The following is a 14,023-nucleotide window of genomic DNA, read 5'->3' on the forward strand; positions in this document are numbered from 1 at the left end:
TCAGCTCGGCTGGCAGGCGTCCTTGAGGCTGCACGAGATGCACGACTGACCGCATCCGTCCGCCTCGGCGGGTGCTGGGACGGCCGCTGCGGCGCGGGCCCCGATGGATCCGCCGGCCGCGGCGATGAACAGCGCGGCCACCAGGGCAACGACGACTGCGACCACGGCCGATACTCCGCTCAGAGCGACCGCGGCCACTGCGCCGAGTGCCAGCACCAGTGCCGATGCCGCGGTGGTCGGCCCGGCGACGCGATTGGCGAGAACGAACGTCTCGTCGTCGCGCATGGCCTCGGTGGTGCGAACACCGGCGAAACGGTTACGCGGGAGCCGACCCAGCAGCGACAGGGCAGCGACAGCCCCGACGACGAGGGCGAGCACGAACAACACAACCGAGACGATGACCACCTCGACAGGATACGGCGCAGCGAGGTCCTGATACCAGGCGGGCCGCGTCACACTTTAGGCTGGTAGGTGTGACCGATTCCGTTGAAGCACCCACCGAGTCCGCCCCCGAGTACCGCTACACCGCCGAACTCGCCGGGCACATCGAGGAGCAGTGGCAGGACCTGTGGGAGACGCAGGGCACTTTCGACGCTCCCAACCCGGTCGGCACGCTCGCCGGAGACGTCCCGAAAGACAAGCTGTTCGTCCAGGACATGTTCCCGTATCCGTCCGGCAGCGGTCTGCACGTAGGCCATCCCCTCGGTTACATCGCCACCGACGTCTTCGCGCGCTATCACCGCATGCAGGGACGCAACGTGCTGCACGCGCTGGGGTACGACGCGTTCGGCCTGCCCGCCGAGCAGTACGCCGTGCAGACGGGAACGCACCCGCGCAGCACCACCGAGGACAACATCGTCAACATGCGACGCCAGTTGCGACGTCTGGGCCTCGGGCACGATCGTCGACGGTCCCTGGCGACGACGGACGTCGACTTCTACCACTGGACACAGTGGATCTTTCTGCAGATCTTCAACTCGTGGTTCGACGCGGACCTCGGTAAAGCTCGACCTATCTCCGAACTGGAGGCCTCCTTCGCCTCGGGTGAGCGGACCCTGGACGACGGCCGCTCCTGGGAGTCGCTGACCGTCGGCGAGCGCCGCGAGGTGATCGACGGCTTCCGTCTGGTGTACGAGTCCAACTCGATGGTCAATTGGTGCCCCGGTCTGGGTACGGTGCTGGCCAACGAAGAGGTCACCGCCGACGGCCGCAGCGATCGCGGCAACTTCCCGGTCTTCCGGAAGAACCTGCGGCAGTGGATGATGCGCATCACGGCATATTCCGACCGGCTCGTCGACGACCTCGAGTACCTGGATTGGCCCGAGAAGGTCAAGACGATGCAGCGCAACTGGATCGGACGCTCCCGCGGTGCGCAGGTCTCGTTCTCCGGCATCGAGGTGTTCACCACCCGCCCCGACACTCTGTTCGGCGCGAGCTACGTGGTGCTCGCCCCCGAGCACGATCTGGTCGACGGGTTGATCGCTTCCGAGTGGCCGGCGGATGTCTCCGACAAGTGGACCGGTGGAGCCGGGACCCCCGCGGAAGCCGTTGCGGCATATCGGGCGTCGATCGCCGCCAAGTCCGATCTGGAGCGGCAGGAGAACAAGGAGAAGACCGGCGTCTTCATCGGCGCCTACGCGACGAACCCGGTGAACGGCGAGCAGGTGCCGGTGTTCATCGCCGATTACGTGCTGACGGGCTACGGAACCGGTGCGATCATGGCCGTACCCGGTCACGACGCTCGTGACTGGGAATTTGCAACGGCATTCGGTCTTCCTGTGCGAGAGGTGATTTCGGGCGGTGACGTCACCGAGGCAGCGTACGTCGGTGATGGCGAGCTGGTGAACTCCGGCTTCCTCGACGGCCTGCCCGTCGACGAGGCCAAGGCGGCCGTCATCGCACGTCTGGAAGCGGACGGCACCGGGCGCGGCACCATTCAATACAAGTTGCGCGACTGGCTGTTCGCGCGCCAGCGGTACTGGGGCGAGCCGTTCCCGATCGTCTGGGACGCCGAGGGCAACCCGCACGGCCTGCCGGATTCCGCTCTGCCGGTGGAACTTCCGGAGGTCGAGAACTACGCACCGGTCTCGTTCGACCCGGACGACGCGGGCTCCGAGCCGTCCCCGCCGCTGGCGAAGGCCGCCGAATGGGTGAACGTCGAATTGGATCTGGGCGACGGGTTGCAGACCTACACCCGCGATACCAACGTCATGCCGCAGTGGGCCGGTAGTTCCTGGTACCAGCTGCGCTACATCGACCCCACCAACTCCGAGGCCTTCGCGGACCCGGAGAACGAGAAGTACTGGGTCGGGCCGCGTCCGGAGATCCACGGACCGAACGACCCGGGCGGAGTGGATCTCTACGTGGGTGGCGTCGAGCATGCGGTGTTGCACCTGCTGTACTCGCGCTTTTGGCACAAGGTGTTGTTCGATCTGGGTCACGTCAGCTCGAGCGAGCCGTACCGTCGTCTGTACAACCAGGGCTACATTCAGGCCTACGCCTACACCGACGCGCGGGGGGTCTACGTGCCCGCGGCCGAGGTGATCGAACGCGACGGCGGATACTTCTACCAGGATCAGCCCGTCAACCGCGAGTACGGGAAAATGGGTAAGTCACTGAAGAACTCGGTCTCCCCCGACGAGATCTTCGCCGAGTACGGTGCCGACACCCTGCGTTTCTACGAGATGTCGATGGGCCCCCTGGACACCTCGCGGCCGTGGGCCACGAAGGACGTCGTCGGCGCACAGAGGTTCTTGCAGCGGGTGTGGCGACTGGTGCTCGACGAGGTCACCGGCGAGGTCCGCGTCACCGACGCCAAGCCCACCGAGGACACGCTGCGTGTGCTCAACCGTGTGATCGACGGTGTGCACGCGGATTACGCTGCGCTGCGCGACAATACGGCCGGTGCCAAGTTGATCGAGCTGACCAACCACATCACCAAGGCCTACCCGGACGGTGCCCCACGCGGGGTCGTCGAGCCGCTGATCCTGATGTTGGCTCCGTTGGCTCCGCACCTCTCGGAGGAGCTGTGGGGCAAGCTGGGTCACGAGAAGTCGTTGGCGCACGGGCCATTCCCGCGCGTGGAGAAGAAGTGGCTCGTCGCCGATACCGTCGACTACCCCATCCAGGTCAACGGTAAGGTACGCAGCCGCATCACTGTCTCTGCCGATGCAACGAAGGACGACGTCGAGAAGACTGCTCTGGCGGATGAAAAAATCGTTGCCCTGCTCGACGGCAAGGCCCCGACCAAGATCATCGTGATCACGGGTCGAATGGTGAACATCGTCTTGAAGTAACCCCGCCGAACTCGAAGTTATGGACGGAAATCTGGCGATTTCCGTCCATAACTTCGAGATCGCGGATGGCGGTCAGCTCGCACGCCGTCGTACCGACCACACCCCGAGAGCCGACGCCGCGGCCGCAGCGATGAGGCCGACCACCCAGGGAACGTAGTTCGTGTGATCTGGACTCTGCTCGGCTGCAACAACTTCCAGTGGCGGGGGCTCGATGATCGGGCGAGGTTGCCCGAACACCGACACCGCGGACTCCACCGAGACGCGATCGCTGGCGAGACTGGTGCCACCGCACGACGCCGCAGACCAGGTGGCCCCGTTGGTCTTTTCGGCTAGCGCGACCACGAGGTATTCGGTTCCCACAGTGAACCCGGCGCCGCATGCCGTCGTCTGAGTAGCGGTGGACACCGTGGTGATGGGTTGGACTTGCCCGTCGAGTACTCCGGCGACGTCGAATTCGACGATGTCCACGCCGTAGCCGTCGGCGTCACTGCCCGTGGTCTTGGAGGTCGGGGTCCCGAGGAACACAGCTCCCGTGCCCGCAACGCTTTCGAAGACGGCCGACGTCTTCTGCATGCTCATCGGCACGGCGCAGTCACATGCAGACGCGGTTCCCGGCGTGCCCAGCAAGAAGACCGCGCTACCCGCGATAACCAACAGTGCTGTGATCAGTCGTCCGAACATGGGCACATCCTCCGCCGAGCTCGAAGTTATGGATGGAAATCGCTCGGTATTCGTCCATAACTTCGAGTTCGGCGTCGCGTCGGGTGTGTCACCGGGCACCTCTCCGCGTGGCCGCAGCGAGTCCGTACTCTCGCGAAATACCACTCGGTTCGTTAGTGTTCTTCGCAGGCAACCGGGGGGTGACTGCCCGGCCCCCACTACCCACGGAAGGACGGACTGTGCACGGTTCAGGCAACTACGGCTATCGGCCACCACCGGTTGCGTATCCGCCGCAGCCACCGCATCCACGACCTCGGCTGTCATCGCGGCCGGGCGTCGTGTCGATCGTGATACTGGTCGTGGGGTGCATGATCGGTCTCGGTCTGCGACTCGCGATGGGGCCTCTCGGCAGCACGTCCCTCCACCTCCTCGCAGCGAATACGATTCCGTCTCTCGCGCTGGCCGTGTTCTGTGCGCTTCAGCCAGTTGCTCCGGTACGACGCATCGTTGCCGTTGCTGCGTTGAGCATTTCGGTCTTGATTTCGGTGATTGCGGAGTTGGGGCCGGTCTACTTCGGCATCAGCGACTACGTGGTCTATGCGGCGTTTCTGTCCATCATCGTGATGGTGCCTGCCGTACTTGCGTGGGTTCTGGTCCGACGCCGCTCACTGGTGACCTTGGTGGTGGTCGCGATTTCCGCAGTGGTGGGGTCGGTATTTCAGCTTCTCGCCCACTGGTTGATGTTGGACGCATTCAATTCTCGAGCAACGCCTGCGGTTCTCGATGTTGTGCTGTTGGTGAGTATCGCGGTGCCGGCGTGGATTGCCGTCGGTATCGATGCGGTAATCGGTCCGAAGAGGAACAACCCCGTCGCACCGACCTACAACAGTCCTCCTCCGGGATACGGACCGCCGTTCACACGGTGATCGACGCGGTCAGATGGCCCCGAGATCGGCCGACAGCCAATGCTCCGGTTGCAGGTAGAACACCACGTTTTCTTCGTGTTCGCTGTTCGCCATCTCGAGGTAGCCGTCGACCTTCTCCGGGGGTAGGTAGCGGGTCGCCATGGAGCGTTCCAGTTCCGGCGTACTCGGCTCTTCCCTCGACACCGGGCCCTCGACACTGACATAGCGAATCCTGGGATCGGACTGCTCGATCATCAGCGTGAATCGACATGCAGCCCTGATCGATTGGGCTTTCTTCGACGTGGCACCGGTGAGTACCCACGCTTCACCGCCCGGGGTGTAGTCGTACCAGATGGGGACGGTGAGTGGCCCCCGATCCGCACCCGCGGCGACGGACAGGGCGGCGATCCGAGGTTCGGACAGAAATTCTTCGCGTTCTGCCTTCGACAGTGCCATGTCTCCACGGTAGGGCCTGCGGCGTCGAACATCCAGACTTCGCGCATCGCCAGGTGACGGATCGTCGTCGAGCGTGGACAGTGGAGGGATGCCGACCGACGAACGAGAGATTCCGGGCAGCCCCGTGGGTCGCCGAGTCGTGCTCGGCCTGTTGGCAGCCGGTGCCGCGGGCATCGTGGGCGGCGGGGCACTGCAGAAGGGGTTGGCGTCCGTTCTCGGCCCACTCGGTAATCACGATCCGACGGGATTGATCGGACTGATTCCCGTCGGGAACAACTTTCGGTTCTACTCGGTGACGCAGGGCGCGCCGCGCAAGGACGAGAACAGCTACGCCCTGACGGTGGGCGGTTCCGTCGACACACCGCGCACGTTCACTCTGCAGGACCTTCGTTCGATGCCGCAGACGTCGTTGGTGCGTGACTTTCAGTGCGTCACGGGATGGCGAGTGCCCGAAGTTTCTTGGAGCGGAGTGCGATTGGCCGATATTCTCGATGCTGTCGTGCCGACCGCGTCGGCGAACTCTCTTCGCTTCACCTCGTTCGACGGGACCTATACGGAGAGTCTGACGCTCGAGCAGGCGCGTCGGGAAGACGTCCTGGTTGCGCTGACGATGCTGGACGGTCCGGTGACCCACGACCACGGTGGGCCCGTTCGACTGTTCGTGGCCTCGATGTACGGCTACAAGAGCATCAAGTGGCTCGGCGGCATCGAGCTCACCGACAACGTGGTGCCGGGATATTGGGAGAATCGCGGATACGACATCGACGCATACGTCGGCGAATCGAACGGGCGTCGCGATGACCCAACGGGCTGAGCTCGCTAGATTCGGACGGGTCGAACGGTACGTGCACTGGGCTGTCGGCGTTCTGGTGATCGTCTGCATCGTCACCGCCGCCATCCTGTACATCGGGTCGCTGGCAGTGCTGGTGGGACACCGCCCGATCGTGGAATTCGTCCACGTGTGGTCGGGCTTCCTCCTTCCGGTTCCGTTGATCGCCGGTGCGGTATCGAGGGGCTACCGACGGGACATGGAGCGTCTCAACAGATTCGTCGACGACGACTGGAAGTGGTTGCGTTCCAAGGCCCGTCGTCTCGGCGCGGTAGGGGTCGGTAAGTTCAACGCCGGCCAGAAGCTGAACGGCGCGCTCAGCGGTGGGTCGATTCTCGTGCTGCTACTGACCGGGGCGGTGATGTACTTCCAGAACTGGAGCCCGCTGAACTGGCGAATCGGCGCGACCTTCGTACACGATTGGTTCGCACTGGGATTCGGCCTTCTGGTGGTCGGCCACATCACCTACGCATGGCGAGACACCGAGGCCATGCGCGGAATGACGGAGGGTGTCGTCACGCTGGAGTGGGCGCGCAGCGAGCATCCGGACTGGGTGGACGAGGATCCCCCGGCCACGTGAGGTCGGTCTTACCGCGTCGAGACGCCCGGCATCAGTACCCGCAGCACTCCTGTTGCGACCTGGGCCGACGTTTCGTTGGGCCGCGTCAGGCACCGGAAGAGAACGTTGTTGGTCAACATGACTGCCACCTCCAGTACCGATGCCTCCTCGCTGAACACTCCGGCTGCGCGTCCGCGCTCGAGTATCGGGACCACAGCTGACGGTAGGAACAAATTCTCCATCACCGTCGTGATCGTGCTGGGCTGCTGGAACTGCTCGAAGCTCAGGGCGAGGAGCATCCCCGCGCTCATGGCACGATTGCCGATCACGAAGTCTCCCAACGCAATCAGAGTTCGCTGGAGTGCTAGTGCGGGCTCGATACCGAGCCGCTCGTCGGCACGGCGCAGGCGGAAGATGCGATCGAACTCCGGTTTCAGAGCGGCGACGATGATGTCGACTTTGCTGGGAAACAGACGACGGAGATCGTCGACGCGAATTCGTGCCGCGGCAGCGATATCGGCGAGCGTGACCAGGAAGTATCCGTGATCGAGGAAGAGGGCCTCGGTTGCCGCGATCACGTCCCCCTCCAGATCGGGGCGCAGGGTGTCGGCAACCTCGCACGGGTCGTCCGCCTCAGGCTCGGCGGAGCTCCGATCGGTGTGGAGTGGGTCTATGGCCCACCGCAGGATGGACGTGGCTGCGTCGGTGACATCGCTCTCCGCGACGGAGCCGGGCGTGAGCATGTCACGGACAGCGAGTCCGTCCAGCAGAGCGGTGAGGATCGTCGAGAGGGATGTCAGCGACAGCGGGCGGCGGACGGACCCGCCCTGAGCCTGAATGGCCTGACCCACGACGGTGCGGAAATCGTTGTCGAGGCGCTCGAACTCCGCAGTGACAGCCTTGCGAGCTCCGTCGTGATCGGCGGCGAAGAGCGCGGCGATGAGGCGACGTCTCATCAGGCCTGATGTCAGGTCGTCGAACAAAGCCGACGCGGGCGCGGCCACGTCGCGCCATCCGGTCGGTGGGTCTGCCGGCACGACGGTTCCGGTGTAGTTCACGGTGAGGTTGTCGAGGAGATCCGCGACGAATGCCTCCTTGCCGCCCGAGCCGCCGCTCCGTGAGTTACCCGGGTAGGTGTTGTGGAACGTTTGATGCGACAGACCGGCACCGTCGACGACATCGGCGATGGAGAGCGAACGCGCCAGGTCGGTGGTGTCGAGTTCGCCCAGCAGCCGGAAGCCGGATTGCAAGAACTGCTCGCGCGCGGTCGGTCTCGAGTTCATCGACTACCGCCTTTACAGAACTGAACAGCACAGGATTGCAGGAAGAACGTTAGCAACTGCGAAAATCCGCTCACCTGGTGCGCAGCACCAGCTCGGTCGGGTGAGCATCCGCCGGTGTATCGATCGCATTTCGTACCGCTAGGGCAACGGTGCTGGGCTGCAAGAACTTCGAGCCGTCGTACTCCCCACCCTCGTGCGCGACGATCTCCTGCTGCATCTCGGTGTCGATGCGTCCGGGATGCACCGAGGTCACCCGCAACGACGGCTCTTCCAGTCGCAGTGCATCACCGAAGGCGCGGAGCGCGAACTTGCTCGCCGCGTAACCGCCCCAACCTGGGTTGGCGCGAATGCCCGCCCCCGAATTGATCAGTACCACATGACCTTTGGCGGCGCGCAGCGCAGGAAGCAGCAATCGAGTGAGTTCGACGACGGCGATGACGTTGACCTCGTACTGGCGTCGCCAGTCCTCCGCTGTCGACTGCTCGACCGTCCCGAGTGCTGCGACTCCGGCGTTGTGCACCAGCACGTCCAGAGAATCGATGCCCGACGCGGCGGCGGCTACCGCGTCGGGATCGGTCAACTCCACCGGCCACGGGGTGGACCCGGCCAATTCCGACGCGATGGGCGCGAGAGACTCGGCCGATCGTCCCCCCAACAACACGTGGTGATCCGGGGCGAGCAGTCGGGCGACATGGGCCCCGAGGCCACGACTTGCTCCGGTCACCAATGCAGTACGAGTCATGCACCCAGACTAATTGGGCCGTTCCTGCAGGCTCCACTCCTGGCTTGACTAGAAGCTCATCCCCGCCTCGGAGGCCCAGGTCTGGGTGGTGTTCGCACCGTCGAGTTCTTCGCGAATGATGTCCGCGTGGCCGGCGTGTTGCGAGATTTCGCGCAGGATGTGGAGCACCGTGAATCGTGCAGTCTGCCAGATTCGTTCGGGTGCCCAGGGCGCTGTCGGGACCGGGACGGACAGGTTCAGATCCAATGTTGCGAGGGCATCGGTGCTGGACTGCGCCACCTCTTCCCATTCGGCGATCAGTCCTGCGACGGTCTCGTTTTCGCCCATCACGTACTCGCTGCCGGCGCTGGCCATGTCGAATTCGGCGGTCTCGTCCAGGTCTGCGATCACCTTCATCCAGTGCCGTTCGTTGCTCACAACGTGGTGCAGCAGCCCGCCGAGGGTCAGCTCGCTGGCGGTCGTTCGGGTGCGTGCCTGCTCGTCGGTGATTCCGCGGACGGTGATGAGAAAGTTGGCGCGCTGTTCGGCGAGCATCTTCACGATGTCGGTGCTTTCGGTGGTCATCTTTTCCTCCTGGTGGCTGGTGAAGTTCACACTAGGCCCGATAGCGGTCAGATTCGGTCCGCAATTCAAACGAGCGGATTTGCGCGGATGGACGCAAACTGTCTGCATGGGCGATCGAGGTTTCACTTCCACGCAGTTGGCGGCTCGGGCGGCGTATCTGCTTCGAGGAAACGACCTGGGCACCATGACCAGCGCGGCCCCGAGGCTGTACCCGCACATGTGGAGCTGGGACGCGGCCTTCGTTTCCGTCGGGCTCGCACCGCTGAGTGTCGAACGTGCCGTGGTGGAAATGGACACGCTGCTCTCGGCGCAGTGGAAGAACGGGATGATCCCGCACATCGTCTTCGCCAACGGGGTCGACGGCTACTTTCCCGGCCCAGCGCGGTGGGCGACCGGTACCCTCGCCCCGCAGGCTCCGATGAACCCGCAGACCTCGGGCATCACCCAACCACCGGTGCACGCGATTGCCGTGCAGCGCATCCTCGATCACTCCAAGCGCCACGGGCGGACCACGCGCGCCGTCGCCGAGGAGTTTCTCGATCGACGCTGGGGTGATCTGGTGCGGTGGCATCGTTGGCTCGCGCAGGCTCGCGACGTCGACGACAACGGACGCATCGCGTTGTTCCACGGCTGGGAGTCGGGCATGGACAACTCGCCGCGCTGGGATTCGGCCTACGCCAATGTTGTTCCTGGAGAGATGGATCCGTACTTCAGGGAGGACAAGGCGGTCATCACCGACGCCTCTCAGCGGCCCAGCAACCTCGAGTACGACCGCTACATCTGGTTGGTGGAGGAGATGAAGCAGGTCGGGTACGACGACGACGCGTTGAAGACCAAAATGAGCTTTGCTGTCGAGGATGTCTTCGTCAGTGCGATCTTCGCGGTGGCATGCGACGTGCTCGCCACCATCGGTGAGGATCATTCGCGTCCGCACTCCGATGTTCGCGAGTTGCGCTCGTGGGCCGAGAAGTTCCGCAAGGGCGTCGTCGCCACGACGGATGCGCGCTCCGGTGGGGCTCGTGACTTCGATCTGCGCACCGGCCAGTGGATCGGCACCGAAACCATCGCGATGTTCGCACCGTTGCTCTGTGGCGGCCTTCCCCGCGAGCAGGAGCGCAACCTGCTTCGAATATTCGAGGGCACCCGATTCTGCGGCCATCCGGATCTGCGGTACGCCGTCCCGCCGTCGACGTCGCCGGTGTCGAAGGACTTCCGCGCCCGAGAATACTGGCGTGGGCCGGTGTGGCCGGTGATGACGTGGTTGTTCTCGTGGGCGTTCGCGCGTCGCGGATGGTCCGAGCGGTCGCTGTCCCTGCGGGACGAGGGATTGCGTCAGGCCAGCGACGGAAGCTTCGCCGAATACTACGAGCCGTTCACCGGCAAGCCGCTCGGCAGCATGCAGCAATCCTGGACGGCCGCTGCCGTACTGGACTGGCTGGGATAGAGCGAGAGATCAGCTGAGGTAGCTGTCCACCAACGGGCCGACGACGTCGAACGAGGTGGCGTCGGGCACGAGGTACTTGGCGACGGTGCCGCACACGAAGGGATGCCATGCGGAGCCGGAGTCGGTTCCCACGGACGAGACGGCGAGGATGTCGCCGAAGTAGATGCCGGGCAGGTGCCGCTGAACGAGCTCGTCGTTGTGCGAGGCGACGGCCAGCAACTCCTCGACGTGACTGCGATCGATGTCGTCGCCCATGGACGCGAGGAGATCCGCTCCCTCGGCGCGGGCCCGGACGGGGTCGCTGTCGAGCAGCGTCAGCGCGCCTACGGTGACGCCGCGGCTCTGTAGTTCGACCGCAATAGCGTGGGCGAGAACTCCGCCGAACGACATCCCCAGTAGGTGCACTGCACCGGCGGGCTGGACGCGAACGATGTCGTCGGCGTAGGAAGCGGCCAATGCTGCGAGGGACTCGGAGCGTTCTCCGGACGTCGGAACCTGCACGCCGTAGATGGGCCGTGCGTCGTCGACGTGAGTGGCCAGACCTGCATAACAATCGACCAGACCCACCAACGGGTGGATGCAGAACACCGGGTCGAGATGACCGGCGGTACGGATCGGTGCAATGGTCGGCACCGCGTAATCGGACGGGTCGAGTTCCGTGAGAGCCAAGTGCGACAGATCGTTCACGACAGTCATGGGTGCGCCTCCGAGCCAAGAGATGTAGTTCGTGTTTCCATTGGGTTTGTTCGTGCCGACTCTGGGTATGTCGCCGTCGGCAGCGTGAGTGTTACCCACGTCTCATTACAAAAGACTCAACCACGTCTGTGGACAGAACGCATTAGTGACTGTTCACCATTCGGTGCCCAGCTCCGGACCCCGCCGGCATGTCCCACTGCACGTGATCGCGGCATTCGCCGATGACCTGATGACCACGGTCCGACGGTGATCGACCTGTCGCTATTGACATGTCGATGTTGGAATCTAAGCTCGTCACATGTCGCTTCCACACGCTCTCCTCGGACTTCTCGCCATCGAGTCGCGTAGTGGATACGACCTGACCGAGGCCCTGAGCGCTGAAGGAATAGGCAAACATGCCTGGACAGCCGGGCACACCAGCATCTATCCGGAACTGAACCGGCTCGACGCCGCGGGCCACATCGAGGTGATCGAACGTGGAGCGCGGGGCAGGCGAACGTACTCCATCACCGAGGCCGGACGAGACGAGCTCAGGCGGTGGCTGGTCGAGACCCCGATCCGCCCGGCGGTCGTGCGAAACGAAAATATCCTCCGGCTCTTTCTGCTGTCGGCTCTCGAGCCTCAGGACGCGATCGACGTGCTGACGCGGATTCTCGAGCATGCGGAGTCGGAGGCGGCCGAGCTGCGCCGCGTACGGGCACCGCACCGCCATCTCGTCCCCGACGGGCCGTCGGCGTTCGGGCACATCGCTGCCGAGTACGGAATTCGGGCAGACGACGCACTGGCCGACTGGGCCCGCTGGGCAATCGACCACTTCCAGCGCACCATCGACGGAGGTAAGTGAATGGAACCGCAGCCGTTCGTGCTCGCAACGCCCGACGCACTACGCGAACGCCACGACTCGTTCGATGTCTACCGGGCACCCGACAAGGTGCCCGGCGACGGTGCTCTTCGGCCCGCTGTCGTCTTCGTTCACGGCGGTCCGCGGCCGCCGGGCGTCGAGTGGCGACCGCGAGATCAACCGGTCTTCGTCGGGTACGGATCCGTTGCCGCGGCAGCAGGTGTCGTCGGTGTCGTACTCGAACATCACATGGCCTCGCTGGCCGAGTGTGCCCCGGCGGCCGACGAGATCGCCACCGGGCTCGAGCAGGTGCGACGACTACCGGGAGTGGATCCGGATCGAATTGCGTTGTGGTTCTTCTCCGGCAGCGGCTTGCTCGCCGCGGATTGGCTGAGAGATTCGCCTCCGTGGCTGACCTGCCTCGCGTTGACCTACCCGGTGCTGCAGACCCACCCCGATTGGGGGGTCGAACCGCGGTTCGACCCCACTCTCGCCGTGCCGGTTTCGGGCCCACCGCCGATTCTGCTCACACGCGTGGGCCGCGAGCGCCCCGAATTCGTCTCGGGGGTAGCGGCTTTCGTCGAGGCAGCACACGGCGCGAAGCTCGACATCATCGACGTACCCGATGGACGACACGGATTCGACATGCTCGATCACACCGGCGAATCGCGTAGCGCGGTCATTCGAGCGATGGACTGGGTTCTCGCTCACGTGCAGTGATCGCTAGCTCAGCGACAGTTCCAATGTCGGCCACGATGCCCGTAGTGCGTCCTGCCAGTACTGCCACGAATGTGTTCCTGCCGCAGGAAAATTCGTCGTGACCGGAATGCCGAGTTCACCGAGGCGGTTCACCAGATTGTGAGCACAGGCGTTGGCTCCGGCCTCGATGAGACCACCGAGCACCACCTGGTCGGCCAGCGGCGGCGAACCGGCGGGGCGGACGTTGCCCGGCATCTCGTAGGGCCCGGGCAGCCCGCTGGCATTGGAGACGAACAGATCGAGTCCGCGGAGCTTCTCGGCGTTGACGAGCGGGTCGTGTTCCACCCATCGCGGATCACCGTCGGGTCCCCACATGTTGTCGGTGTCGCCGCCGCCGCGTAGCTGTACCAACGCGCGAATGAAGCTGCGAGTCAACGGATCACTGGTCTGCGCGCATCCGCTGTACGATGCCACGCCTCGGTACAGTCCAGGAGCTTGGATCGCGAGATCGAGCACCGATCCCGCCGACATCGACAGCCCACCGATGGAATTGATGCCGTTGGCCCCCAACGCCTCGTCGAGAACCGGCGGTAGCTCGTGGGTGAGAAACGTCTGCCACTTGTTGCGACCGAGCTTCGGATCGTCGCGCTCCCAGTCGGTGTAGTAGCTCAGGTACCCACCGACGGGCATGGCAACGTTGACGTTCTTGTCCGCGAAGAAGTCCACGATGTCGGTCTTGGCCAACCAGTTGGCACCGTCGACTCCTGCACCGGCACCGTTGAGCATGTACAGCGTCGGCCGCGGCACCGACGTGTCGGCAGGCCGGATCACCTGAATCTTGATGTCGGCGTCCATCGACGGCGAGTGGACGAGCACGTCCCAGCGGACATCGTCGATCTTGTCGACTCCTCGGACGGTTCCCACCGGCCCTCGCTCCTGCTCGGCGGCGGGTGTCACCGGATCTGCGGCTGCTACCGCGGGCAGGCCGAACAGCAATCCGGCGAACAGTGTCATCACCGCGAGGCGGCGGACGACGGCCGTCGGGAATG

Annotated in this window: 15 protein-coding genes; 7 read left to right on the forward strand and 8 right to left on the reverse strand. The window is 64.4% G+C overall.

Annotated elements, in window-relative coordinates:
- On the reverse strand, positions 1–405 hold the full coding sequence (locus O4220_RS02110; protein ID WP_032402045.1) for an SdpI family protein: 405 nt from the start codon (positions 403–405) through the stop codon (positions 1–3).
- Positions 406–473: 68 nt separating this feature from the next.
- Between O4220_RS02110 and leuS the strand changes: the two genes are divergently transcribed.
- On the forward strand, positions 474–3,296 hold the full coding sequence (gene leuS / locus O4220_RS02115; RefSeq protein WP_269601897.1) for a leucine--tRNA ligase: 2,823 nt from the start codon (positions 474–476) through the stop codon (positions 3,294–3,296).
- A 72-nt stretch (positions 3,297–3,368) separates the two neighbouring features.
- Here the strand turns inward: leuS and O4220_RS02120 are convergent, their stop codons facing one another.
- Positions 3,369–3,977 carry a hypothetical protein gene (locus O4220_RS02120; protein WP_269601898.1) on the reverse strand — a complete coding sequence of 203 codons (609 nt, stop codon included), beginning with the start codon at positions 3,975–3,977 and terminating at the stop codon, positions 3,369–3,371.
- Between the two features lie 218 nt (positions 3,978–4,195).
- On the opposite strand from O4220_RS02120, the gene O4220_RS02125 reads away from it, so the two are divergent.
- Positions 4,196–4,882, forward strand: coding sequence for a hypothetical protein (locus tag O4220_RS02125; protein ID WP_269601899.1), 687 nt, complete (start codon positions 4,196–4,198; stop codon positions 4,880–4,882).
- A 9-nt stretch (positions 4,883–4,891) separates the two neighbouring features.
- Here O4220_RS02125 and O4220_RS02130 read toward each other — a convergent pair whose 3' ends face one another.
- Positions 4,892–5,317: a pyridoxamine 5'-phosphate oxidase family protein gene (locus O4220_RS02130; protein ID WP_269601900.1), complete on the reverse strand. Its 426-nt coding sequence runs from the start codon at positions 5,315–5,317 to the stop codon at positions 4,892–4,894.
- Positions 5,318–5,405: 88 nt separating this feature from the next.
- Here O4220_RS02130 and O4220_RS02135 point away from each other — a divergent pair, with 88 nt between their 5' ends.
- Entirely contained in the window at positions 5,406–6,131 is a 726-nt protein-coding gene (locus O4220_RS02135; protein ID WP_269601901.1) for a molybdopterin-dependent oxidoreductase, read from the forward strand.
- Complete coding sequence (locus O4220_RS02140) at positions 6,115–6,726, forward strand: cytochrome b/b6 domain-containing protein (protein ID WP_269601903.1); 612 nt, start codon at positions 6,115–6,117, stop codon at positions 6,724–6,726. The genes O4220_RS02135 and O4220_RS02140 overlap by 17 nt, the downstream gene beginning before the upstream one ends.
- Positions 6,727–6,734: 8 nt before the next feature.
- Here O4220_RS02140 and O4220_RS02145 read toward each other — a convergent pair whose 3' ends face one another.
- The 3 genes from O4220_RS02145 to O4220_RS02155 form a co-directional block, all read right to left on the reverse strand.
- A complete protein-coding gene (locus O4220_RS02145; RefSeq protein ID WP_269601904.1) occupies positions 6,735–7,988 on the reverse strand; it encodes a TetR family transcriptional regulator in 1,254 nt (417 codons plus the stop codon).
- Between the two features lie 70 nt (positions 7,989–8,058).
- A complete protein-coding gene (locus O4220_RS02150) occupies positions 8,059–8,730 on the reverse strand; it encodes an SDR family oxidoreductase (protein WP_269601905.1) in 672 nt (223 codons plus the stop codon).
- A gap of 48 nt (positions 8,731–8,778) precedes the next feature.
- Positions 8,779–9,294, reverse strand: a complete 516-nt coding sequence (locus tag O4220_RS02155) for a DinB family protein (protein ID WP_269601906.1) — start codon at positions 9,292–9,294, stop codon at positions 8,779–8,781.
- A gap of 106 nt (positions 9,295–9,400) precedes the next feature.
- On the opposite strand from O4220_RS02155, the gene ggh reads away from it, so the two are divergent.
- A complete protein-coding gene (gene ggh, locus O4220_RS02160) occupies positions 9,401–10,738 on the forward strand; it encodes a glucosylglycerate hydrolase (RefSeq protein ID WP_269601907.1) in 1,338 nt (445 codons plus the stop codon).
- A 9-nt stretch (positions 10,739–10,747) separates the two neighbouring features.
- Here ggh and O4220_RS02165 read toward each other — a convergent pair whose 3' ends face one another.
- Positions 10,748–11,434 (reverse strand): thioesterase domain-containing protein, encoded by a 687-nt coding sequence (locus O4220_RS02165; RefSeq protein ID WP_269601908.1) that lies wholly within the window; start codon positions 11,432–11,434, stop codon positions 10,748–10,750.
- Positions 11,435–11,732: 298 nt separating this feature from the next.
- Here O4220_RS02165 and O4220_RS02170 point away from each other — a divergent pair, with 298 nt between their 5' ends.
- Together O4220_RS02170 and O4220_RS02175 are read left to right on the forward strand one after the other, a co-directional pair.
- Positions 11,733–12,278 carry a PadR family transcriptional regulator gene (locus O4220_RS02170; RefSeq protein ID WP_269601909.1) on the forward strand — a complete coding sequence of 182 codons (546 nt, stop codon included), beginning with the start codon at positions 11,733–11,735 and terminating at the stop codon, positions 12,276–12,278.
- On the forward strand, positions 12,279–12,995 hold the full coding sequence (locus tag O4220_RS02175) for an alpha/beta hydrolase (protein WP_269601910.1): 717 nt from the start codon (positions 12,279–12,281) through the stop codon (positions 12,993–12,995).
- Between the two features lie 3 nt (positions 12,996–12,998).
- Here the strand turns inward: O4220_RS02175 and O4220_RS02180 are convergent, their stop codons facing one another.
- Positions 12,999–13,988 carry an alpha/beta hydrolase gene (locus O4220_RS02180; RefSeq protein WP_420030307.1) on the reverse strand — a complete coding sequence of 330 codons (990 nt, stop codon included), beginning with the start codon at positions 13,986–13,988 and terminating at the stop codon, positions 12,999–13,001.
- Between the last annotated feature and the right edge of the window lie 35 nt (positions 13,989–14,023).

The sequence above is a fragment of the Rhodococcus ruber genome, from assembly GCF_027270735.1.
Lineage (GTDB): Bacteria > Actinomycetota > Actinomycetes > Mycobacteriales > Mycobacteriaceae > Rhodococcoides > Rhodococcoides rubrum_A.

What these genes read in the sequence shown, in the direction of transcription:
- O4220_RS02150 (WP_269601905.1), bottom strand. Translation starts at nt 8,730, where the DNA reads ATGACTCGTACTGCATTGGTGACCGGAGCAAGTCGTGGCCTCGGGGCC.
- O4220_RS02145 (WP_269601904.1), bottom strand. Translation starts at nt 7,988, where the DNA reads ATGAACTCGAGACCGACCGCGCGCGAGCAGTTCTTGCAATCCGGCTTC.
- ggh (WP_269601907.1), top strand. Translation starts at nt 9,401, where the DNA reads ATGGGCGATCGAGGTTTCACTTCCACGCAGTTGGCGGCTCGGGCGGCG.
- O4220_RS02140 (WP_269601903.1), top strand. Translation starts at nt 6,115, where the DNA reads ATGACCCAACGGGCTGAGCTCGCTAGATTCGGACGGGTCGAACGGTAC.
- O4220_RS02180 (WP_420030307.1), bottom strand. Translation starts at nt 13,988, where the DNA reads ATGACACTGTTCGCCGGATTGCTGTTCGGCCTGCCCGCGGTAGCAGCC.
- O4220_RS02175 (WP_269601910.1), top strand. Translation starts at nt 12,279, where the DNA reads ATGGAACCGCAGCCGTTCGTGCTCGCAACGCCCGACGCACTACGCGAA.
- O4220_RS02170 (WP_269601909.1), top strand. Translation starts at nt 11,733, where the DNA reads ATGTCGCTTCCACACGCTCTCCTCGGACTTCTCGCCATCGAGTCGCGT.
- O4220_RS02130 (WP_269601900.1), bottom strand. Translation starts at nt 5,317, where the DNA reads ATGGCACTGTCGAAGGCAGAACGCGAAGAATTTCTGTCCGAACCTCGG.
- O4220_RS02135 (WP_269601901.1), top strand. Translation starts at nt 5,406, where the DNA reads ATGCCGACCGACGAACGAGAGATTCCGGGCAGCCCCGTGGGTCGCCGA.
- O4220_RS02120 (WP_269601898.1), bottom strand. Translation starts at nt 3,977, where the DNA reads ATGTTCGGACGACTGATCACAGCACTGTTGGTTATCGCGGGTAGCGCG.
- O4220_RS02165 (WP_269601908.1), bottom strand. Translation starts at nt 11,434, where the DNA reads ATGACTGTCGTGAACGATCTGTCGCACTTGGCTCTCACGGAACTCGAC.
- O4220_RS02155 (WP_269601906.1), bottom strand. Translation starts at nt 9,294, where the DNA reads ATGACCACCGAAAGCACCGACATCGTGAAGATGCTCGCCGAACAGCGC.